This is a genomic window from Paenibacillus sp. PastM-3 (assembly GCF_029893965.1).
Lineage (GTDB): Bacteria > Bacillota > Bacilli > Paenibacillales > Paenibacillaceae > Paenibacillus_AQ.
Genome location: NZ_JARXXP010000003.1, coordinates 259,778 through 278,568, shown reverse-complemented (window position 1 = coordinate 278,568; position 18,791 = coordinate 259,778). Strand labels below are relative to the sequence as shown.

General features: G+C 54.8%; 18 protein-coding genes. 3 read left to right on the top strand and 15 right to left on the bottom strand.

Annotated features, from left to right (window positions below):
- Positions 1 to 31: 31 nt before the first annotated feature.
- The 8 genes from M2108_RS07900 to M2108_RS07865 form a co-directional block, all read right to left on the bottom strand.
- Positions 32 to 853: a purine-nucleoside phosphorylase gene (locus M2108_RS07900; protein WP_277468502.1), complete on the bottom strand. Its 822-nt coding sequence runs from the start codon at positions 851 to 853 to the stop codon at positions 32 to 34.
- 32 nt (positions 854 to 885) lie between these two features.
- Positions 886 to 2,064, bottom strand: coding sequence for a phosphopentomutase (deoB, locus tag M2108_RS07895; protein ID WP_277468503.1), 1,179 nt, complete (start codon positions 2,062 to 2,064; stop codon positions 886 to 888).
- Between the two features lie 133 nt (positions 2,065 to 2,197).
- Positions 2,198 to 3,088 carry a site-specific tyrosine recombinase XerD gene (gene xerD, locus M2108_RS07890; protein WP_277468504.1) on the bottom strand — a complete coding sequence of 297 codons (891 nt, stop codon included), beginning with the start codon at positions 3,086 to 3,088 and terminating at the stop codon, positions 2,198 to 2,200.
- Positions 3,089 to 3,217: 129 nt separating this feature from the next.
- Positions 3,218 to 3,451, bottom strand: a complete 234-nt coding sequence (locus tag M2108_RS07885) for a DUF4227 family protein (RefSeq protein WP_221798233.1) — start codon at positions 3,449 to 3,451, stop codon at positions 3,218 to 3,220.
- 179 nt (positions 3,452 to 3,630) lie between these two features.
- Positions 3,631 to 4,098: a ferric iron uptake transcriptional regulator gene (gene fur / locus M2108_RS07880; protein ID WP_039875161.1), complete on the bottom strand. Its 468-nt coding sequence runs from the start codon at positions 4,096 to 4,098 to the stop codon at positions 3,631 to 3,633.
- Between the two features lie 259 nt (positions 4,099 to 4,357).
- Entirely contained in the window at positions 4,358 to 4,981 is a 624-nt protein-coding gene (spoIIM, locus tag M2108_RS07875; protein WP_277468507.1) for a stage II sporulation protein M, read from the bottom strand.
- Between the two features lie 83 nt (positions 4,982 to 5,064).
- Entirely contained in the window at positions 5,065 to 6,264 is a 1,200-nt protein-coding gene (locus tag M2108_RS07870) for an endonuclease Q family protein (protein ID WP_277468508.1), read from the bottom strand.
- Positions 6,255 to 6,827 (bottom strand): NUDIX hydrolase, encoded by a 573-nt coding sequence (locus tag M2108_RS07865; RefSeq protein ID WP_277468510.1) that lies wholly within the window; start codon positions 6,825 to 6,827, stop codon positions 6,255 to 6,257. Before M2108_RS07865 ends, M2108_RS07870 begins: the two co-directional genes overlap by 10 nt.
- Before the next feature lie 77 nt (positions 6,828 to 6,904).
- On the opposite strand from M2108_RS07865, the gene M2108_RS07860 reads away from it, so the two are divergent.
- Complete coding sequence (locus M2108_RS07860) at positions 6,905 to 7,078, top strand: hypothetical protein (protein ID WP_277468511.1); 174 nt, start codon at positions 6,905 to 6,907, stop codon at positions 7,076 to 7,078.
- 103 nt (positions 7,079 to 7,181) lie between these two features.
- On the opposite strand, the gene M2108_RS07855 is transcribed toward M2108_RS07860, so the two are convergent.
- Positions 7,182 to 8,309, bottom strand: coding sequence for a M20/M25/M40 family metallo-hydrolase (locus tag M2108_RS07855; RefSeq protein WP_277468513.1), 1,128 nt, complete (start codon positions 8,307 to 8,309; stop codon positions 7,182 to 7,184).
- A gap of 140 nt (positions 8,310 to 8,449) precedes the next feature.
- On the opposite strand from M2108_RS07855, the gene prli42 reads away from it, so the two are divergent.
- The gene (gene prli42 / locus M2108_RS07850) at positions 8,450 to 8,551 is read left to right on the top strand and encodes a stressosome-associated protein Prli42 (protein ID WP_090719403.1); all 102 of its coding nucleotides are present in this window, start codon (positions 8,450 to 8,452) and stop codon (positions 8,549 to 8,551) included.
- Between the two features lie 83 nt (positions 8,552 to 8,634).
- On the opposite strand, the gene M2108_RS07845 is transcribed toward prli42, so the two are convergent.
- The 4 genes from M2108_RS07845 to lpdA form a co-directional block, all read right to left on the bottom strand.
- Positions 8,635 to 10,056 (bottom strand): dihydrolipoamide acetyltransferase family protein, encoded by a 1,422-nt coding sequence (locus M2108_RS07845; RefSeq protein WP_277468514.1) that lies wholly within the window; start codon positions 10,054 to 10,056, stop codon positions 8,635 to 8,637.
- Positions 10,057 to 10,844: 788 nt separating this feature from the next.
- The gene (locus M2108_RS07840) at positions 10,845 to 11,831 is read right to left on the bottom strand and encodes an alpha-ketoacid dehydrogenase subunit beta (RefSeq protein ID WP_068722159.1); all 987 of its coding nucleotides are present in this window, start codon (positions 11,829 to 11,831) and stop codon (positions 10,845 to 10,847) included.
- A gap of 3 nt (positions 11,832 to 11,834) precedes the next feature.
- Complete coding sequence (locus M2108_RS07835; protein WP_277468516.1) at positions 11,835 to 12,869, bottom strand: thiamine pyrophosphate-dependent dehydrogenase E1 component subunit alpha; 1,035 nt, start codon at positions 12,867 to 12,869, stop codon at positions 11,835 to 11,837.
- A gap of 210 nt (positions 12,870 to 13,079) precedes the next feature.
- Entirely contained in the window at positions 13,080 to 14,501 is a 1,422-nt protein-coding gene (gene lpdA, locus M2108_RS07830; RefSeq protein ID WP_277468517.1) for a dihydrolipoyl dehydrogenase, read from the bottom strand.
- A 169-nt stretch (positions 14,502 to 14,670) separates the two neighbouring features.
- Between lpdA and M2108_RS07825 the strand changes: the two genes are divergently transcribed.
- Entirely contained in the window at positions 14,671 to 14,973 is a 303-nt protein-coding gene (locus tag M2108_RS07825) for a DUF2627 domain-containing protein (RefSeq protein ID WP_090719393.1), read from the top strand.
- Between the two features lie 232 nt (positions 14,974 to 15,205).
- Here M2108_RS07825 and M2108_RS07820 read toward each other — a convergent pair whose 3' ends face one another.
- Positions 15,206 to 17,047, bottom strand: a complete 1,842-nt coding sequence (locus tag M2108_RS07820) for an ABC transporter ATP-binding protein (RefSeq protein ID WP_277468518.1) — start codon at positions 17,045 to 17,047, stop codon at positions 15,206 to 15,208.
- The gene (locus M2108_RS07815) at positions 17,028 to 18,782 is read right to left on the bottom strand and encodes an ABC transporter ATP-binding protein (RefSeq protein ID WP_277468519.1); all 1,755 of its coding nucleotides are present in this window, start codon (positions 18,780 to 18,782) and stop codon (positions 17,028 to 17,030) included. The genes M2108_RS07820 and M2108_RS07815 overlap by 20 nt, the downstream gene beginning before the upstream one ends.
- Positions 18,783 to 18,791: the final 9 nt, after the last annotated feature.

The window sequence follows — 18,791 nt, the reverse complement described above, 5'->3', positions numbered from 1 at the left end:
CTAAAACAGAACACGCCGGTAACGGCTCAGCCTACATCTTAGGGATAAAGGCCAGCACCAGCTTCAAAAAGCGCTCGCGCACACGCTCTGCAGTCTCCATAACCTCGGCATGGTTCAGCGGCTGGTCCAGGATGCCGGCAGCCATGTTGGTAATACAGGAGATGCCAAGTACCTCAAGGCCTGCATGACGGGCTACAATAGTCTCCGAAACGGTAGACATTCCTACGGCATCTGCACCCAGGCGGCGCAGCATCACGATCTCGGCAGGCGTTTCATAGTTCGGCCCGAGCAGACCGGCATAGACGCCTTCCTTGAACTCAAAATTCTGTGCTGCCGCAGCTTCCTTAGCTACTGCGATCAGACGCTTGCTGTAAGCATCCGACATATCCGGGAAACGTACGCCGAGTGCATTATCGTTCGGTCCGATCAGCGGATTGCGGCCGGTCAGGTTGAGATGATCGGTAATCAGCATCAGGTCGCCTGGTGTATAGTCTGTATTCACGCCGCCCGCAGCATTGGTTACGAGCAGACTGGTTACACCAAGCTCCTTCATAACCCGAACCGGGAACGCCGTTGTCTCAGGGCCATAGCCTTCATACATGTGGAAGCGGCCTTTCATCATGACTACACGGCGTCCTTCGATCAGGCCAATCAGCAGCTCGCCTTCGTGGCCTTCAACGGTCGATACCGGAAAATGCGGAATTTCATTATATGGAATGACTACTTCATCTGTAATCAGATCTGCCAGCACACCCAGTCCGGAACCGAGGATCAGGCCGATTTCCGGCGCTACGGTGCATTGATCTTTGATATAGGCTACTGCCTCTTGAATATGGTTTTGAGTTACTGCCATGGTTGGTTGCCTCCTTGAGGGTATAAGGTTCGTTATTTAAGTTCTGCCAAAAAGCTTGTCCCGTACTGCGGCGCCTTTGCCCCGAAATTGTCGGCAATTGTGGCGGCTACATCAGAGAAGGTCTGGCGGATGCCCAGGTTACCAGGGGTCTTGAATCTCGGGCTGTACACCAGCAGCGGCACATATTCACGTGTATGGTCCGTTCCTCTGTGGATCGGGTCATTGCCGTGGTCGGCGGAAATAATCAGCAGATCGTCTTCGCCCAGTGTGGACAGCAGCTCCGGAATCGCCTCGTCGAACACTTCCAGCGCACGTCCGTACCCTTCCGGATCACGGCGGTGCCCGTACAGGGAATCAAAGTCTACCAGATTAGTGAACAGGAAGCCGTCAAACGGTTTACGCAGCTCATCAATCGTGATCTGGATGCCATGCTCATTGCTCTTGGTAGGATACGAGGCAGTAACCCCTTCCCCGGTGAAAATATCGTTGATTTTGCCGACGGCAATCACATCCTTGCCGATATCCTGCAGCGCGTTCATCACGGTCGGTTCAGGCGGCTTAACGGCATAGTCATGACGGTTAGGCGTACGCTTGAAATCTCCCGGCTGGCCGACATAAGGGCGGGCAATGACGCGTCCTACTGAGAATTCGGGAGCCATAGTCAGCTCGCGGGCGATTTTGCAGGCGCTGTACAGCTCTTCAAGCGGAATGATATCCTCATGGGCAGCGAGCTGGAATACACTGTCCGCGGACGTGTACACGATCCAGGCACCGGTCTTCATCTGTTCTTCGCCGTATTCCACCAGAATTTCAGTACCGGAAGCCGGTTTGTTTCCGATTACCTTGCGGCCCGTGGCTGCTTCGAATTTCTCAATCAGCTCTGCCGGGAAACCATCCGGGTACACGTTAAAAGGAACCTCGATCTTCAGCCCCATCAGCTCCCAGTGTCCGGTCATCGTATCCTTGCCTACGGATACCTCCTGCATTTTGCCGTAGTATCCGGTCGGTTCAGCTACCGGTTCAAGCGGCGGCAGGGCAGCAATGTTGGCCAGACCCAGTTTTTGCAGGTTCGGCAGCTTCAGGCCGGGTACCCGCTCCAGAATATGACCCAGCGTGTGGGAACCCTTGTCCCCAAAACCTTCGGCATCCGGCGCTTCACCGATACCTACACTATCAAGCACTATAAATCCGATCCGTTTAAATGATGACATTATATCATTCACTCCTTCGCAGTATTCATAACCTTATTCATAACCTGGGAAAAGAACCATCCGGAGAATCCCGTGTCCGGCCATTCTTTCAGTATGATTCCATCATAACGATCTTACTCATAAAAAGCATCTTTTAAGCCCGGGGATGATGGCTCTCGTAGACTTCCTTCATGTTCTTACGGGCAATGCCGCTGTATACCTGTGTAGTCGAGATATCGGCATGACCCAGCATCTGCTGAACCGACCGGAGATCCGCACCGCCCTCCAGCAGATGCGCAGCGAACGAATGCCTCAGGGTATGCGGGGTAATATCCTGCTCAATATCGGCTTCCCGCGCATATTTCTTGATGATTTTCCAGAAGCCCTGCCGGGTCAGCCGTCCGCCCAGACTGTTCAGGAACAGCGCGGGCTCCTCCCTGCTGCTGCGCAGCAGCTTGTCCCGCATCCCGTCCGTATACCGCGCAACACTGTCTGCGGCAATCGTTCCGATCGGGATAATCCGTTCCTTGCCTGACGCTGAGCTGCAGCGGGCATATTTCAGCCCTGTCTGCACATCCCCGACATCCAGCGAGATTAGCTCGGAGACCCGGATACCGGTAGCATACAGCAGCTCCAGCATTGCCTTATCGCGTATCCCCTGCGGGCCTGTTTCATCGGGAGCGGCCAGCAGCCGTTCCACTTCCCCGATGCTAAGGATCATCGGCGGTTTCTTACTGGGCTTTATTTTGTCCATCTCCAGTGTCGGGTCCTGGCTGATCTGCCGGTTTTTCAGCAAATAATGAAAAAAAGCACGCAACGATACCGTGCTCCGGTTAACAGTAGCCGCCGCTCTTCCGGCTCCGCGGAGCTCGGCAAGATACTGGAGAAGATGCGTTCTTCTTATTTCGTCCGGCGAAGATATTCCCCGCCCGGCTGCAAACTCCAAAAATTGCGAAATATCCCGCCCGTAAGATTCAAGCGTGCTTGAGGACAAGCCCTTATCTTCGGTGAGATACTGTATAAAAGGCTGCAAATGCGACTTCATTCGTTCACGCTCCCGTCTGCTCAGGCTGCTTATCGCGGCTATGCAGCATTTAGGCATATGATTTTCAAATTTAATCTACAACGATTCATTCGACAGACTTCTAACTTTTTCCTGCTTGTGTCCCGGGTCTCACTCCCCGTACCAGTAATACAGCCGCAGGCGTTCACCTGCATTAAGTTCGTCACCGGTATGCGGTGCATCCTGAAACGCCCGGACGGCCGAGCCTTCGGGAATGTCATAATGGTCAACCGGACTGATCCAGCCGCTGATCCAGTTCAGAGCATAATAGAGCAGGCAGCTAAAAGCAACCAGCAGGGTCATAAAATACAGCCGGCGCACTGTTTTGGGTATAGACACAATCATAAGATTACCTCCCGAAGGTTTCATCGAGTACAGGTGTGTGCCAATGGAGCATCCGCCTGAAATCGACTCGTCCTACACTTTATGCGCCAGTCTTACGGGTTATGTACTGCCAGATTTGAAAAAGCCCCCTCCGGCTGATACCGGAGAGAGCTTGTGCGGTAATTCCTCATCTATAAGCTTTATTCGGGAGCGCTGCCGTCCGCTGCATTTTTGTCCTTACAACGGTGGCAAATCCCGTGAAAATCAAGTCTATGATCAAGCACCGTAAAATTAAATTCGTTCTCAAGCCGCTCTTCCAGCGGTCCCAGCCAGTCCTCCCGGATCTCGTCCATGGAGCCGCACTGTACACAGATCAGATGATGATGATGGTGCTTGGCCGTATCTGTCCGCAGATCATAGCGGGCAACGCCGTCACCGAAATTGATTTTCTCCACGACATGAAGCTCGCTGAGCAATTCCAGGGTACGATATACGGTGGCAAGACCGATCTCGGGAGCCTTTTCTTTTACAAGCATAAACACATCTTCCGCGCTCAAATGATCCTCTTCGTTCTCCAGCAGCACTCTTAAGGTTGCTTCCCGTTGGGGCGTAAGCTTATATCCTTGGGATTGTAGCTGTTGTTTAATCTTGTCTATCCGGGCTTCCACCTGTCTCCCTCCCCCTTGGAAAATTACCGCACCGGGCACAAAACCACTTCTATATTATAGGGGGTGTTCCTTTGAGAAGTCAAACGCTTTTAGAATCATTTTAAATTACGGATATTCACAAAAAAAGGACCCCACCAGCGTCCGGCGGGGTCAAGTTCTATTATAAGGGGGTCATGGGATTACTATAAGCTCTGAAGCTTAAAACAGGATGAAAGAGAGATAAAGGTTTGATGAAACGGGGCGTTATCATACTCAAATATCAGACTAACATCGGCGTAACCCAGCGCATCATGGCCGGCGTCACCCAGGCTTCAAACCCGGAAACACCGAGAACGAGCACAGCCATCCCTAGTGATAGCAGCGTATACATGGCAAACGGCCGGGTTACCGGTGTACGCCTGCCGCCAAGCACGCGGCTGCGGATCATCAGCAGGGAGAAGGCAATGGCAGCAGCACTGCTGACCAGCAGCACCGGAATCAGCACCAGATTATGCGGTGCGACGGAGACCAGTGCGAACAGCAGCCCGTGCCAGGAGTATTCACTGACCATGCAGCCGACGGTAAAGCCGATCAGCACGCCTTTGAGAAAATCAAGAATGAGAATTCCCGGCAGCCCGATCACCGATAAGCCCAGTATCCAGATCAGTCCCACCCATTTCAGGTTCAGCGCGGCTATGCTCCAGTAAGAATCCGGGGCAGCCGGCAGCCCCTGCTGATCCACGGTCACAAAGAAATTACCGAGATAATCCCCCAGCTCCTGCTGCTGATCGAGTGTCAGGCTGCTGACAATCAGCGCCCCGAACACAACCCCGACCAGAAATAATACCGCAACAAAAATATAAAGAGGCGTCTGTTCCTTGATCATCAGCCGCAAACTGCGCATAGGGACGTTCTCCTTTCAGGTCACATGTTACACCATATGAGGAAACGTCCCGCTCTATGACTTGTCCTGCGGACAAGAGATGATTAGCTTTGCGATCTGTCCACCTTGCCGTAGGTTCCGCCTCCGCCTGAAGTCAGCGCCAGCCGGCCGCTGCGGGCCAGAACGATATGCGCTGCCAGCTCGGGGCCGGCTACTGCGGCCAGCTCAGCTTCGCCGGCACGGTGCAGAATATTCATCTCCGTGCCGAAAGCGGCCAGCAGCGTGTTCATCTTCGCCTTGCCCAGCCCTGGGATGAATTCCAGCGGAACCTGGTAATGGTAAGGCGGACGATGTGCGGGAACAAGCGGCTGCTCCCGGTCGGCGATGTGCAGGATGCGGTCGAATACGCCCTGTACAAGCTTGGTGCTTCCGCAATAAGGACAGCGCTCGGAGGTAGCTGCCGCTTCATCAATAATACTGCCGCAGCCGGAGCAATAGCTCCGGTGATATTTGCCGAGCCGCGGGTTAAGACCAAAATTGGCGCTCACTCTCCGCCCTTCCTGGCGTGCAAGCGCCAGCCGGAATTCGTTAAACGAAGGGGCGGCCAGTTCGAGCACATTGTATTCGCGGCCGATTTTGCCGAGAGAATGTGCATCGGAATTGGTCAGAAAGGAGTAACGGTCCAGCTCTGAAATATACCCGGCCATTTCCGAATCAGCGCTGAGGCCAAGCTCAACGGCGGCAATCCGCTCCAGATCAAACAGCTCGGCCATCCGCTCCGCGGAACAGCCGTACAGCCCCTTATGCGGCGTAAAAATATGAGCCGGAATCAGCAGGCCGCCCCGCCCGTAAATTTCCTCCTGCAGCACGAGTGAAGGAGCATACAGCCGCTGCGAGCTGAGGTTGACATTGCGCATATGCCGGCTCATCCACGCGCTGAAATCCTCCATTGCCGCAAGGTCCGGCATGAAAGCCAGTACATGGCACTCCTTGCGGCCCGGTTCCCGGATCTCTATTTCAGTGCCGAGCAGAATCGTCGTTCCCCGGTAGGCAACCCCGCCGCCTGCCGCTTCAGTCATCTCACCGGACATCAGCAGATCGCGGATATCCTGCATGACACCTGGCGAATGGCTGTCAATGATGCCAATGAGCTCTATTCCTTTGCGTTCAGCCGCTTCTTTGGCGATATTGGCAAAGGTGAGGTCACGGCTGCCGCTGATTTTGACAGCTGCTCCCGCAGAGGTCCTGCCGATATGTACATGCAGGTCACAGTAGAAGCTGTGCAGCCCCCGCTCTAGTGCCATTGGCCTGTCAGGGTGTAGAGGTGCCAGGCGTAGACGGCCATCATCGTTTTGGCATCGGCAATCCGTCCGTCCGCAATGTACTGGTATGCTTCCTCTAGCGTCAGCTCGGACACCTCAAGAAACTCATCCTCATCCAGTGCCATTTCACCCGGCTGGGCGTTCTCGGTCACATACAGATGAATAATTTCATCCGCAAAGCCCGGCGAGGTATAAAAAGACTTCAGCAGCTTCAGCTCTCCGCTGTGAAAGCCTGTCTCCTCCTGCAGCTCACGGCCTGCCGCTTCCAGCGGATTCTCGCCCTTATCCAGCTTGCCGGCGGGAATCTCCACCTCTGTGCGGTGCATCGGCTGGCGGTACTGCTCCACAACCAGCATTTTATTGTTATTCAGCGCAAGCACTGCCACGGCTCCGGGATGCTTCACAACCTCACGCGTAGCACTGTTGCCGTCCGGCAGCTTTACCGTATCCACCTGCAGGGTGATGATTTTACCTTCAAAAATCGGCTGCGTGGACAAAGTCTCTTCGTCTAGTGCAGGGTTGCTGTGCAATACATTTTTTTTCATAGATTCATGGTCTCCTTTGGCTGGATTCTGCATAGGGTGTATTATAGCAAACTTAAGGGGAAAGAAGGAATGCAAGCATGAATGACATCCTTATCCGTACCAGCAGATCAGGCGTTACAGTCGCAGGCAAGCCTGAGCAGATTAAAGCAGTTATAGCAGGATGGATCGAACGGTACGGACGCGATATGCCTTTGTCCTACGTCCTTTTGCTGCAGGCAGAGACACGGGTTAATCCGCCCAAAGCCGGCTGATTGCCGCCCTCCTTCGCCCACCGGTAACAATAAGGAGCTGATCCCGGCTTTACCGGAAACAGCTCCTTATTTCATTCTGCGCAGAGGGTGGCAGCGGACAGGCTTATGCCTTTACACTTTCCTTCACAATAGCCACCACAAGCTCTGCCGCTTTAACAATATCATCGGCTTTGATCCGTTCCTTGGTGGTATGAATATGCTCGTAGCCGATCGCCAGGTTCACCGTAGGCACCTTCAGGCCATTGAATACATTGGCGTCACTGCCGCCCCCCGACGGAAACAGACGGGTTGTCAGGCCCAGTGAAGAGATAGCCCGGCCGGCCAGCTGTACGACAGGATCATTTTCATTAAAGCTGAACGCAGGATAGATGATTTCGCTGCGGAATTCACATTCCGCACCGTATTCACGGACGGTCGTTTCGAGCGCTTCGCGCATCGATGCAATCTGCAGCTCCACCTTCTCCTGCACAATGCTGCGCGCCTCCGCATCCAGCTGCACATGGTCGCAGACGACATTCGTCGGACCGCCGCCGGCAAATTTGCCGATATTAGCTGTCGTTTCCTTGTCAATCCGGCCCAGCTTCATCGCAGAAATCGCTTTGCTGGCCACCTGGATCGCACTGATGCCGTCTTCAGGATTAACGCCGGCATGAGCGGATTTGCCGAAAATCTGCATTGTGATTCTGGCCTGTGTCGGTGCAGCTACCGCAATGGCTCCAACTTCACCGTTGGAATCCAGAGCGAAGCCCATTTCCGCATCCAGATGGCTTGCGTCCATTGCCCGTGCGCCAAGCAGCCCGGATTCTTCGCCTGCGGTAATAACGAACTGGATTTGGCCGTGCGGAATGTTCTGCTCCTGAATCACGCGGATCGCTTCGAACAGTGCAGCCAGCCCCGCTTTATCATCCGAGCCAAGAATCGTTGTGCCGTCGCTGGTGATCCAGCCGTCTTCGCCAAGCGAAGGCTTAATGCTTTTGCCGGGAACAACGGTATCCATATGGCAGGTGAACAGCAGCTTGGGTGCAGCAGAACCGCTGTCTGCCGCCCAGGTCACGAACAGATTGCCTGCTCCGTGTCCGGTGCGCTCCATGGAGTTGTCTTCGATGGCAGTCAGGCCGAGGGCGCTGAATTTTTCTTTTAAGACATCGGCAATCTGCCGCTCATTTCCGGTTTCGCTGTCCACCTGGACAAGCTCCATGAACTCCTGAATCAATCGGTCTCGTACTATCACTGGACTTCCCTCTCTTTCACAGATAAGTTACAATAGTGGTATATAGCCTGAACTTAGAAATGAATTACAGACAGCATTCTTAAGTTCACCTTCTGTAATGCTTATTATTTACACTTACACTAATCCTAAAGGAGTCACACATGAATCGTCAAAAATGGTTTCGCATTGTCATTTATATCATGCTGATCGCGATGGTCGCCTCAACTCTGCTGATGGTAGTTGAGCCTTTCCTGGCCGGTTAAGAACAGGCCCTATAAGCTTAATAACAGCGTCCGGCATTTGCCGGGCGCTGTTTGCTGTGTCACGGCAAATGTGCTGCCGCTGATTAATATATCTTCGTATCGGGCGTATAGCTTTCCAGATTATCTTTTACGCGCTGCAGGAACCGGCCGCAGATGACACCGTCAAGAATCCGGTGATCCAGCGACAGGCAGATGTTCGCCATCGAGCGGACCGCAATCATGTCGTTGATGACGACCGGCTTTTTGACAATGGATTCGAACGTCAGGATCGCCGCCTGCGGGTAGTTGATAATCGGATAAGACAGAATGGAACCGAAGGAGCCGGTATTATTGACTGTAAAGGTGCCGCCCTGCATATCATCCAGGCGCAGCTTGCCTTCACGGGTCTTCTGAGCCAGCTCGTCGATCTCGCGGGCGAGGCCGGCGATGTTCTTCTGGTCAGCCTTTTTGATCACCGGCGTCATCACGGAATCCTCGGTACCGACCGCCAGCGCGATGTTGATGTCGCGTTTGACGATGATTTTGTCCACGGCCCAGACGGAATTCATGATCGGGTAATCTTTAATCGCACTGACGACTGCTTTCATCATAAAGGCCAGATACGTCAGATTGATGCCTTCCTTGCGCTTGAACTCATCCTTGACCTTGTTGCGCAAAATAACCAGATTGGTTACGTCTACTTCGATCATCGTCCAGGCATGCGGAATTTCCGAGACGCTCTGGCGCATTCTTGTCGCAATCGTGTTGCGGATCGGTGTAACGTCGATCAGGTACTCCGAGCTGCTGCCAAGTCCCCCCTCGACCTCGATGGTCGGAATGCGCGGGGATTCACTCAGGTGAAGCCCCGAATTGCGCACCGGCTCCAGCTGCTCCTGCGCCTCCGCCTGGATCGCCTGCAGCGCAGGCTGCTGCTGCGCTTCAGGCACCGGCCGGCCGGCTTGCCCCGCGCCGGCTGCGCCCGGATGTGCAGGCACGGACTGAACGGCGGCTGCGCCGCCGTTCTCCAGATACGCCAGCACATCCTTGCGCGTGATGCGCCCGCCGAGCCCGGTACCCGGCACGGCGGCGAGGTCAATGCGGTGCTCCGCTGCCAGCGTCTGCACCGCAGGTGAGTAGCGGGAGCGCATAGGCGCGTCCGCTGCTGAGGGGGCCAGCGCTGCCGGCCGGACCGGCGCGGCTGGCGTGGTTGGCGCAGGCGCGGCTGCTGCCTGCGGGGCAGTGCCCGCTGCCGGTGCGGAGCTTCCGGCAGCACCAGCCACGGCGATGCGGGCGATGACCTCGCCGACGCTGATGACCTGGCCTTCCTCGGCCAGCAGCTCCACCAGTGTGCCTTCCACGGTGGAAGGCAGCTCGGCATTGACTTTATCCGTAATCAGATCGCAGATCGGCTCATATTCCTCTACGCGGTCGCCCGGCTGCTTCAGCCACTTGCCGATCGTAGCGGACACCAGCGATTCCGCCAGCTGCGGCATCACCACATCCGTCAGCTTAGTGTTGTCAGACATATTGTCACTCCTCAAAGTTTTGTAAGCCTAAGCTTCCTGGGATTACTTCGTACAAAACTCGCCTCGGAAGCATATGCTTAAAGTTTTGTAAGCATAACTTCCTGGGATTACTTCGTACAAAACTCGCCTCGGAAGCATATGCTTAAAGTTTTGTAAGCCTACGCTCCTTAAAATTGTCCGGCACTCGGTCCGGAAGCATGTGCCTAGGATATTAGATAAGTAAGGGATTCCCTGTATGAACAAGGTTCCGTCAAAAAACATAAGTATACCGGCACAGTAACGTACCTAGTTGGATTTTCACCACTTAAATCATTCTTAAACGTCCGCAAAACCAAATTAGTTGGAAAAACGCCACCTAAAAGCTCACATTACACCGTTAAAGCCACATACAGACGAATTTAGATGACGATTTTCCACCTAAATCCTCATAAAGGCCGAGTTAGTCAAAAATAAGTGGCGAAAATCCATCTAATCTGCAGACGGTGGGCGTTAGCGAAGGTGGCAGAGTATTCGCGGGTCGGCGTTTGGCCGGCTGGTGAAGCATTTCCGCAGAGTGCCCATTGGACAGCAGGTAACGCATTCCGCAGGTAGCCCATTAAGCAGCTGGTGACGTGTTTCCGCAGAGTGCCCATTGAGCAGCAGGTGAAGCATTTCCGCAGGTAGTCCATTAAGCAGCTGCTTGCGCATTCCCGCGGACATGAAAATGCGTTTGCGATGGCGCATGATACGTTCCCTTCACTTCACCATTCACCATTCACCCTTATCAACATCAACCCGCGCCCCTGCACCTAGTACTGTGCCAGCCGCAGCATCTCTGCCTTAACCTTATCCTTGCTCAGCATGAAGAACTTCTCCATCGGCGGGCTAATCGGCATCGCCGGCACATCAGGGCCGCACAGCCGGAAGATCGGTGCGTCCAGCTCAAACAGGCAGTGCTCGGCGATGATCGCCGCCACTTCCCCGCCGATGCCGCCGGTTTTGTTGTCCTCGTGGACGATCAGCACCTTGCCCGTCTGACGGGCTGCAGCGATAATCGCGTCACGGTCGAGCGGCTGCAGCGTGCGCAGATCCAGAATATGCGCGGTAATGCCTTCCTCGCGCTCCAGCTCCTCCGCTGCCTGCATCGCAAAATGCAGTGGCAGGCTGTACCCGATCACCGTAATATCGCTGCCCTCGCGCAGCAGGTTTGCTTCGCCGATCGGTACAATATAATCGCCTTCCGGCACGTCTTCCTTGATGAGCTTGTAGCACTTTTTGTTCTCGAAGAACAGCACCGGATCAGGGTCGCGTACCGCTGCCTTCAGCAGGCCTTTGGCATCGGCTGCCGAATACGGTGCTACGATCTTCAGCCCCGGCGTACCGAAAAAGATCGACTCCGGACACTGGGAATGATACAGTCCGCCGAAGATCCCGCCGCCGATCGGCGCGCGGATAACAACCGGACAGCTCCAGTCGTTGTTGGAGCGGTAACGGATTTTGGCCGCCTCGCTGATAATCTGGTTGGTCGCCGGCAGCATGAAATCGGAGTACTGCATTTCGGCAATCGGCTTCATGCCGTACATCGCCGCACCAATAGCTACACCGGCAATCGCCGATTCAGCAAGCGGCGTATCCATCACGCGTTCTTCCCCGAACTGCTCCTGCAGCCCTTTGGTGGTGGTGAACACGCCTCCCTTAACGCCGACGTCCTCGCCGAGCACAAAGACTGACTCATCGCGCTCCATTTCTTCCTTCATCGCCAGCCGGATCGCATCGATATATTCCATCATCGCCATGATTTATGCTCCTCCCTTGAGGCCGGATTCGTCGTACACATGCAGCAGCGTATCTTCTGGTTTCGGGAACGGCGCATTTTCGGCATATGCAATAGCCTCTTTTAATTCCAGATTATATTCAGCAACGAGATCACGCTCCTGCTCGTCGCTCCACAGCCCCTGTTCGATCAGATAGGTCCGGAATGCGGCGATGCCGTCCTTTTTCCAGTTCTCATCAACCTCTTCCTTCGTCCGGTAAGCCAGATCGTTGTCTGAGGTGGAGTGCGGCGACAGACGGTACATCATCGCTTCAATCAGTGTCGGCCCTTCGCCGGCCAGTGCGCGCTCGCGTGCTTCCTTCACTACCCGGTAGACCTCAAGCGGATCATTGCCGTCCACACGCACACCCGGGAAGCCGTAGCCCAGCGCACGGTCGCTGACCTTGCCGCCCAGCTGCTTGTGAACCGGAACAGAAATCGCATACTGGTTATTCTGGCAAAAAATAATGACCGGCAGCTTATTCACACCCGCGAAATTGCAGGCCTCATGAAAATCCCCCTGATTGCTGGAGCCCTCGCCAAAGGTCACAAAAGAAACAAACTTCTTTTTCTGCATTTTTGCAGCCAGCGCAAAGCCAACTGCATGCGGTACCTGGGTTGTCACAGGACTTGAGCCCGTTACAATACGCAGACGCTTGCTTCCGAAATGGCCCGGCATCTGCCGGCCTCCGCTGTTAGGGTCCTCAGCCTTGGCGAATACGGACAGCATCAGCTCACGGGTAGTCATCCCTACCGACAGCACAAAGGCATAATCCCGGTAGTACGGTAAAAAATAATCATTTTGCCGGTCCAGCGCAAACGCCGCAGCAACCTGCGCGGCTTCCTGGCCGATTCCCGAGACGTGGAAGTTGATCTTTCCGGCCCGCTGCAGCAGCAGGCTGCGCTCATCGTATTTCCGTCCAAGCTGCATATATCTGTACATATCAATGACCTGGCCGTCTGTCAGTCCAAGCTGTTTATGTCGGCTAATCATGTTTGCAGTAGTACCTTGAGATTCCATACAGAGGTACCTCCTAAAAATTTTGTTGGCATGCGGTCATAGCCCACCTTTAACCTGATCTTATAACCAGGTACTAAGACTAGACTAAATACATTATAAGCCCTTTCCCTGCAAAAAGAAAAGAGAGGAAAAGCCGGAAAAAAGCTTTTTTGCGCTCGTCTCGCTGCGCTCACTCTCTCCGGCATTCCTTTTATTCCCCATAGCTTATTTTTAGAATCCGATTGCTCTGCCGTCAACGGCCAGCATGGCTTCCCCGATAACCTCGGACAGGGTCGGATGGGCATGGATCGCTTCGCTGACTTCCCAAGGTGTCGCATCCAGCAGCTGCGCCAGCGCAGCTTCACCGATCAGATCGGTCACATGCGGACCGATCATTTGTACGCCGAGAATATCGCCGCTGCTGCGGTCCGCAACTACCTTAACGAATCCGTCCTTCATCCCGTGGACGATCGCCTTGCCGATGGCTGAGAACGGGAACTTTCCGGTGACAACATCATGTCCCAGGTTCTGCGCTTCCTTCTCGGTATAGCCCACACTGGCTACTTCAGGCCGTGTGTAGACACATCGCGGGACAAGATGGGCATGGTACGGATGAAGCGGCTCCCCTGCCAGATGATTGACGGCACGTATCCCTTCATGGGAAGCCGCATGGGCCAGCTGCAGTCCGCCGATTACATCACCGATCGCATAGATATGCGGCTCACCGGTCTGCATGTTGGCGTTGACCTCGATCACGCCTTTATCAAAGCGGATATCCGTATTTTCCAGTCCGATATTCTCAGTGTTGGCTACCCTGCCGACTGAGACCAGCAGTTTGCCGGCAGACAGCGTCTGGCTCTGCTCCCCTTTGCGGGCTTCAATGCTGATCCCGTCCTCTGTAATGGTGCTGGTTTCCGGATCAACCGTCGTTCCGGTCAGCACCTTGACTCCGCGTTTTTTGAGCAATCTTGTCAGCTCACGGGCAATCTCGCCATCCTCCTGCGGCAGAAGCTGGTCTGCGGCTTCCACGACCGTAACCTGGACGCCAAAATCCGCCAGCATCGACGCCCATTCCACGCCGATCACGCCGCCGCCTACAATAATCATTGAGGCAGGCAGCTCCTCCAGCGTCAGCGCTTCTTCGCTGCTCAGAATGACCTTGCCGTCCGGCTTGAGGCCCGGCAGCACACGCGGACGTGAGCCGGTGGCCACGATCAGATTGGTAGAGACAACTGTCTCCATCTCCCCGTCCTCCAGCTCAACAGCCACCGCACCACTGCGCGGCGAGAAAATCGACGGGCCAATAATGCGCCCCTTGCCTTTTACCACCTGAATTTTATTTTTGCGCATCAGATACTGTACACCCTGGTGCAGTTGCTCCACTACAGCTTCTTTACGGGCCTGCACCTTCGGGAACACCAGCTTCACGCCTGACGTTTCAATGCCGTAGCTTTCGCTCTCCTGTATTTCAGCGTATACCTCCGCACTGCGCAGCAGCGACTTGCTCGGGATGCAGCCGCGGTGCAGGCAGGTTCCGCCCAGTTTGTCCATTTCGATGACGACGACAGACTTGCCGAGCTGGGCAGCGCGGATCGCCGCCACATATCCTCCGGTTCCTCCGCCCAGAATAGCAACGTCACAGGAAATTGTCATTGTATGTATTCCTCCAGTCAATACTCAAAAGTTCTGCATAACTCCCTACATTGTACTCCCTTTTCGGCGCAATACAAAACTTACAAACGTCATATAGGCATGGACTTTTGCCATTTGAAGCGTTATCATATGGTTGAATTCAAAAGGCTGCAAGGAGAGTGTTGCCAATATGAAACTGATCATTTCACGCTTCATTGCCATTATCATTCTCGTCATTCCGGGGCTCCTGGCGATGAAGGGCTTCCTGATGATGAAGGACGATATTTTCAATTATCTCTCCATGCACGGCGACGACAGTGTAACTCCTGTGTTTGCCTGGCTGCATTTTGGCGGCGGGCTGCTGCTATTCGCGGCGGGCATGAGCTTCCTTGGCGGCTGGATTCTGACACGTGACCGCAAGAAGAACTATGTCGGCCCCCGGTTCAGGGAGAAGCAGAAAACTGAGCAGCCGGCGGCTAAGAGCAACTTGTAGACTAGTATATTTACTAATCTTACTCATTAAGGGCATTTTTGCCCTTCATTCCAGCACTTTGCCTCAATCCGCAAACTCACCACATCGCGTCCGCTCTCCCCACTCTTCAAACCCATATCTCACGACTAGCAGCGGCAGATGCCCCATCAACATGCAAAAAAAACAGCAAGCCGCTCTACCGCACACTTAGTCCAGGTAAAAGCGACTTGCTGTTTTTTATCCACGAAAAAACCTAAGCCCCGCCCGGCGCCGCCTTGCGCGCACCGTGCACAAGCTCGCTGTACAGCCCGCCCTGGCGCAACAGCTCGTCATGTGAGCCCTGCTGGAGCAGACGTCCGTTCTGCAGCACCAGAATGCGGTCGGCGGCGCGGATGGTGCCGAGCCGGTGGGCGATGACGAAGCTCGTCCGGCCCTTCATCAGCGTCTGCAGCCCCTCCTGGATTTTGATTTCAGTTACGGTATCAATGCTGCTGGTCGCTTCATCCAGCACCAGCATCGCCGGATCGGCCAGAATGGCCCGCGCGATGGCCAGCAGCTGCTTCTGCCCCTGGCTGATGCCGCTGCCGTCTACAGACAGCATCCGGTCATAGCCTCCGCGCATCCGCATAATGAAGGAGTGAGCGTTCGCCAGCTTCGCTGCCTCCTCAACCTCAGCGTCGGTGGCATCCAGCCGGCCGTAACGGATATTATCGCGGATGGTTCCCTTGAACAGGAAGGTATCCTGCAGTACAAAAGCCATCTGACTCCGCAGGCTCTCCCGGCGGATCGACGACAAATCCCTGCCGTCCAGCGTGATGTTGCCACTGCTTGGATCATAGAAACGGGAGAGTAGTCCGATCAGCGTTGTTTTCCCGGCTCCTGTCGGCCCGACCAGGGCAATCATTTCACCAGGCTTCGCCTCAAAGCTGATATTGTGCAGAATATCGTTGCCCTCATCATAAGAGAAGGATACATCCCTAAAGCTGACCGCCCCCTCCACATGATTCAGCGATACGGCTGCCCCCTCGTCTCTGGCCTCCGTCTCTTCATCCATAACCTCAAACACCCGCTCCGCCCCGGCAATCGCTGACAGCAGCGTATTCCACTGGTTAGCCAAATCATTAAGCGGCCTGGTGAACTGGCGGGTATACTCCACGAAGGCAATAATAATCCCGACTGTTACAATATCACGGATGGCGAGCAGGCCCCCGATACCGGCGACTATAGCAAAGCTTAAATTGTTCAGACCGTTCATCAGTTTGGGAATAAAGCCAGAAATCGCCTGGGCCCAGTATCCGGACAGCATAATCCGCGTATTGCGCTCACGGAAGCCGGAAATCACCCGCTCCTCCTGTGAAAAAGCCTTGATGACCCGCTGGCCCGACAATGTCTCTTCAATATAGCCGTTCATCTCACCCACATTGCGCTGCCGCTCCTTGAACAGCGGTCCTGTCCGCCGTGTGATCCAGCGCATACCCAGAAACATCAGCGGCACTACGATAAAGGTCAGCAGCGTAAGCAGCGGACTCAGCCACAGCATCACACCAACCGTACCGGCCAGCGTTAATACACTGGAAAAAATCTGGATAGCCGAGCTGTTCAGCGTGGAGCTGATATTCTCGATATCATTGGTCAGCCGGCTCATAATTTCACCCTGCTGCCTGCGGTTAAAGAAAGAAATCGGTAGCCTGTGCAGATAAGCGAACAGATCAGTGCGCATCCGGAATACCGTCTCCTGGGCAATCTCGATCATCCATATATTCTGCAGCCAGGTACTCAGTGAAGTGAACAGGTACACAAGAGCAAGCGTGATCAGGAAAATCACCCAGCTTCGGCCCCCGTCCCCCTCCAGATAATGATCCACCGCCCGGCTGATCAGATAGGGGCCCAGCAGCGCCAATCCGGTGCTGAACAGGACCAGAAGCAGTACAAGCGCCAGCTTCGCTTTGCGTTTGGCCAGATAGCTCCAAATGCGTGCCAGGGTGGCCGACCAGTTCTTGGGCTTGGCCTTCGGCTTCCGTCCCCCGTCTGCCGCGCCTGCCGGCTCCAGCACAAGCTTGGGATGGCGGAATGGCTCAAGTAATGCTTTGAACATGCTGTGCTCCCTCCCCTGTCTGGGATTCGTATATTTTCCGGTACAACGGCGAATCTGCCAGCAGCTCCCGGTGCGTTCCCTTGGCAATCAACCGGCCTTCGTCCAGCAGCAGGATCAGGTCGGCCGAGACCGTTGAACTGATCTTCTGGGTAATCAGCACGGTAGTACAGGACATGGACGTAAGCTCATCCAGCAAAAGCCCTTCGGTCACCGCATCCAGCGCACTCGTGCTGTCATCCAGAATCAGAATCGCCGGCTTGCGTACAAGAGCCCGTGCAATCGTCAGCCGCTGCTTCTGCCCGCCGGACAGATTAACGCCGCGCTGGCCGATCATCGTATCATAGCCCTGCGGCAGCCCCATGACCGTATCGTGGATCTGCGCAGCCGCAGCCGCCCGTTTAATCTCCTCCAACGTCGCATGCTCGTTGCCCCAGGCGATATTGTCACGCACAGAGCCGGAGAACAGCAGCACTTCCTGCGGCACGTAGCCGATCGACCTGCGCAGCCTGGAAATGTCAATGTCCGCGCTGTCTCTCCCGTCAATCCGGATCATACCGCTGCTCTGCTCGTAAAGCCGGGGAATCAGCCCGACCAGCGAGGATTTGCCTGATCCTGTCGCGCCCATAATAGCTACCCGTTTACCCGGCTGGGCCGTGAACGAAATGTGTTCAAGCGCTGCAATATCGCTTTCCGGGTAACTGAAGCCGACATCCGCAAACTCAATCCCTCCCCGGATGCTATTTTCCCCGCCCATATTTCCTTGGCCAGCTGCAGAATCCAATTCTCCCCGCCCTTCAGGTGCGGCCATAACCTCGGATACCCGCTGCTCTGAGGCAACAGCCCGTGAGAAGGTCGCCATAATCCATGAGAGGGCTGACATCGCTCCGATCGTCCGCAGAGAATAGTTAATGACCGCAACGGTCTGCCCCAGTGTAGCGTCTCCGGCAGCAATATCGATCCGCCCGAACCACAGCACAGCTACGATAGCAGCGTTAACAATCAGCATAATCAGCGGCCCCATCGTCTCCGTCAGTCTTAGTGCAGCAATGGTTGATTTCATCAGTCCGCCGCTGACTGAGGCGAACCGCCCGATTTCATGTCCCATGCGCACAAAAACCCGGATCAGCCGGATGCCTGTAAGATTTTCTTGAATGATACCGTTTACACCATCGAGTCGGCTCTGCACAACCTTAAACAGGGCAGAAGACCTGCGCATTACCCAGACCAGGAACAGGATCAGCACCGGCAGCGTTACAGTGAGCAGCAGCCCCAGCTTCACATGCACGACCAGCGCCATTATAATACTGCCCAGTACAACCAGCGGAACGCGGGTCATAAACCGCAGCGCCATAAAAACCGTGTCCTGCAGCTGCGTCACATCCCCGGTCAGCCGCGTAATCAGTGAAGAGGTCGGAAACCGGCTGAACACTTCATACGTAAAGGACTGTACCTTTTCGTACAGCTTTTCTCTAAGATCAAAGGCAAAGCCCTGACTGGCATGGGATGCAAAAAAAGAGCTCAGTATCCCTGCCGCGAACGCTATAACCGCGCTCAGGGTCAATACACCGCCCCACAGCCAGACTACTCCCATATCCTTTTGCATAATTCCGTTATCAATGATTTTCGAGATCAGAAGGGGCTGCGACAGCTCCACTGCCAGCTCAATCCCCATCATGGCCAGAGCAGCTATGGCAGCTACCCTGTATTTTTTGAGATAGGTTAAAATGATGTTCATCAGCTGTAC

What these genes read in the sequence shown, in the direction of transcription:
- M2108_RS07815 (WP_277468519.1), bottom strand. Translation starts at nt 18,782, where the DNA reads ATGAACATCATTTTAACCTATCTCAAAAAATACAGGGTAGCTGCCATA.
- M2108_RS07835 (WP_277468516.1), bottom strand. Translation starts at nt 12,869, where the DNA reads ATGGAATCTCAAGGTACTACTGCAAACATGATTAGCCGACATAAACAG.
- M2108_RS07825 (WP_090719393.1), top strand. Translation starts at nt 14,671, where the DNA reads ATGAAACTGATCATTTCACGCTTCATTGCCATTATCATTCTCGTCATT.
- M2108_RS07845 (WP_277468514.1), bottom strand. Translation starts at nt 10,056, where the DNA reads ATGTCTGACAACACTAAGCTGACGGATGTGGTGATGCCGCAGCTGGCG.
- M2108_RS07885 (WP_221798233.1), bottom strand. Translation starts at nt 3,451, where the DNA reads ATGATTGTGTCTATACCCAAAACAGTGCGCCGGCTGTATTTTATGACC.
- xerD (WP_277468504.1), bottom strand. Translation starts at nt 3,088, where the DNA reads ATGAAGTCGCATTTGCAGCCTTTTATACAGTATCTCACCGAAGATAAG.
- deoB (WP_277468503.1), bottom strand. Translation starts at nt 2,064, where the DNA reads ATGTCATCATTTAAACGGATCGGATTTATAGTGCTTGATAGTGTAGGT.
- prli42 (WP_090719403.1), top strand. Translation starts at nt 8,450, where the DNA reads ATGAATCGTCAAAAATGGTTTCGCATTGTCATTTATATCATGCTGATC.
- M2108_RS07860 (WP_277468511.1), top strand. Translation starts at nt 6,905, where the DNA reads ATGAATGACATCCTTATCCGTACCAGCAGATCAGGCGTTACAGTCGCA.
- M2108_RS07865 (WP_277468510.1), bottom strand. Translation starts at nt 6,827, where the DNA reads ATGAAAAAAAATGTATTGCACAGCAACCCTGCACTAGACGAAGAGACT.
- M2108_RS07900 (WP_277468502.1), bottom strand. Translation starts at nt 853, where the DNA reads ATGGCAGTAACTCAAAACCATATTCAAGAGGCAGTAGCCTATATCAAA.
- M2108_RS07870 (WP_277468508.1), bottom strand. Translation starts at nt 6,264, where the DNA reads ATGGCACTAGAGCGGGGGCTGCACAGCTTCTACTGTGACCTGCATGTA.
- M2108_RS07840 (WP_068722159.1), bottom strand. Translation starts at nt 11,831, where the DNA reads ATGGCGATGATGGAATATATCGATGCGATCCGGCTGGCGATGAAGGAA.
- lpdA (WP_277468517.1), bottom strand. Translation starts at nt 14,501, where the DNA reads ATGACAATTTCCTGTGACGTTGCTATTCTGGGCGGAGGAACCGGAGGA.
- spoIIM (WP_277468507.1), bottom strand. Translation starts at nt 4,981, where the DNA reads ATGCGCAGTTTGCGGCTGATGATCAAGGAACAGACGCCTCTTTATATT.
- M2108_RS07820 (WP_277468518.1), bottom strand. Translation starts at nt 17,047, where the DNA reads ATGTTCAAAGCATTACTTGAGCCATTCCGCCATCCCAAGCTTGTGCTG.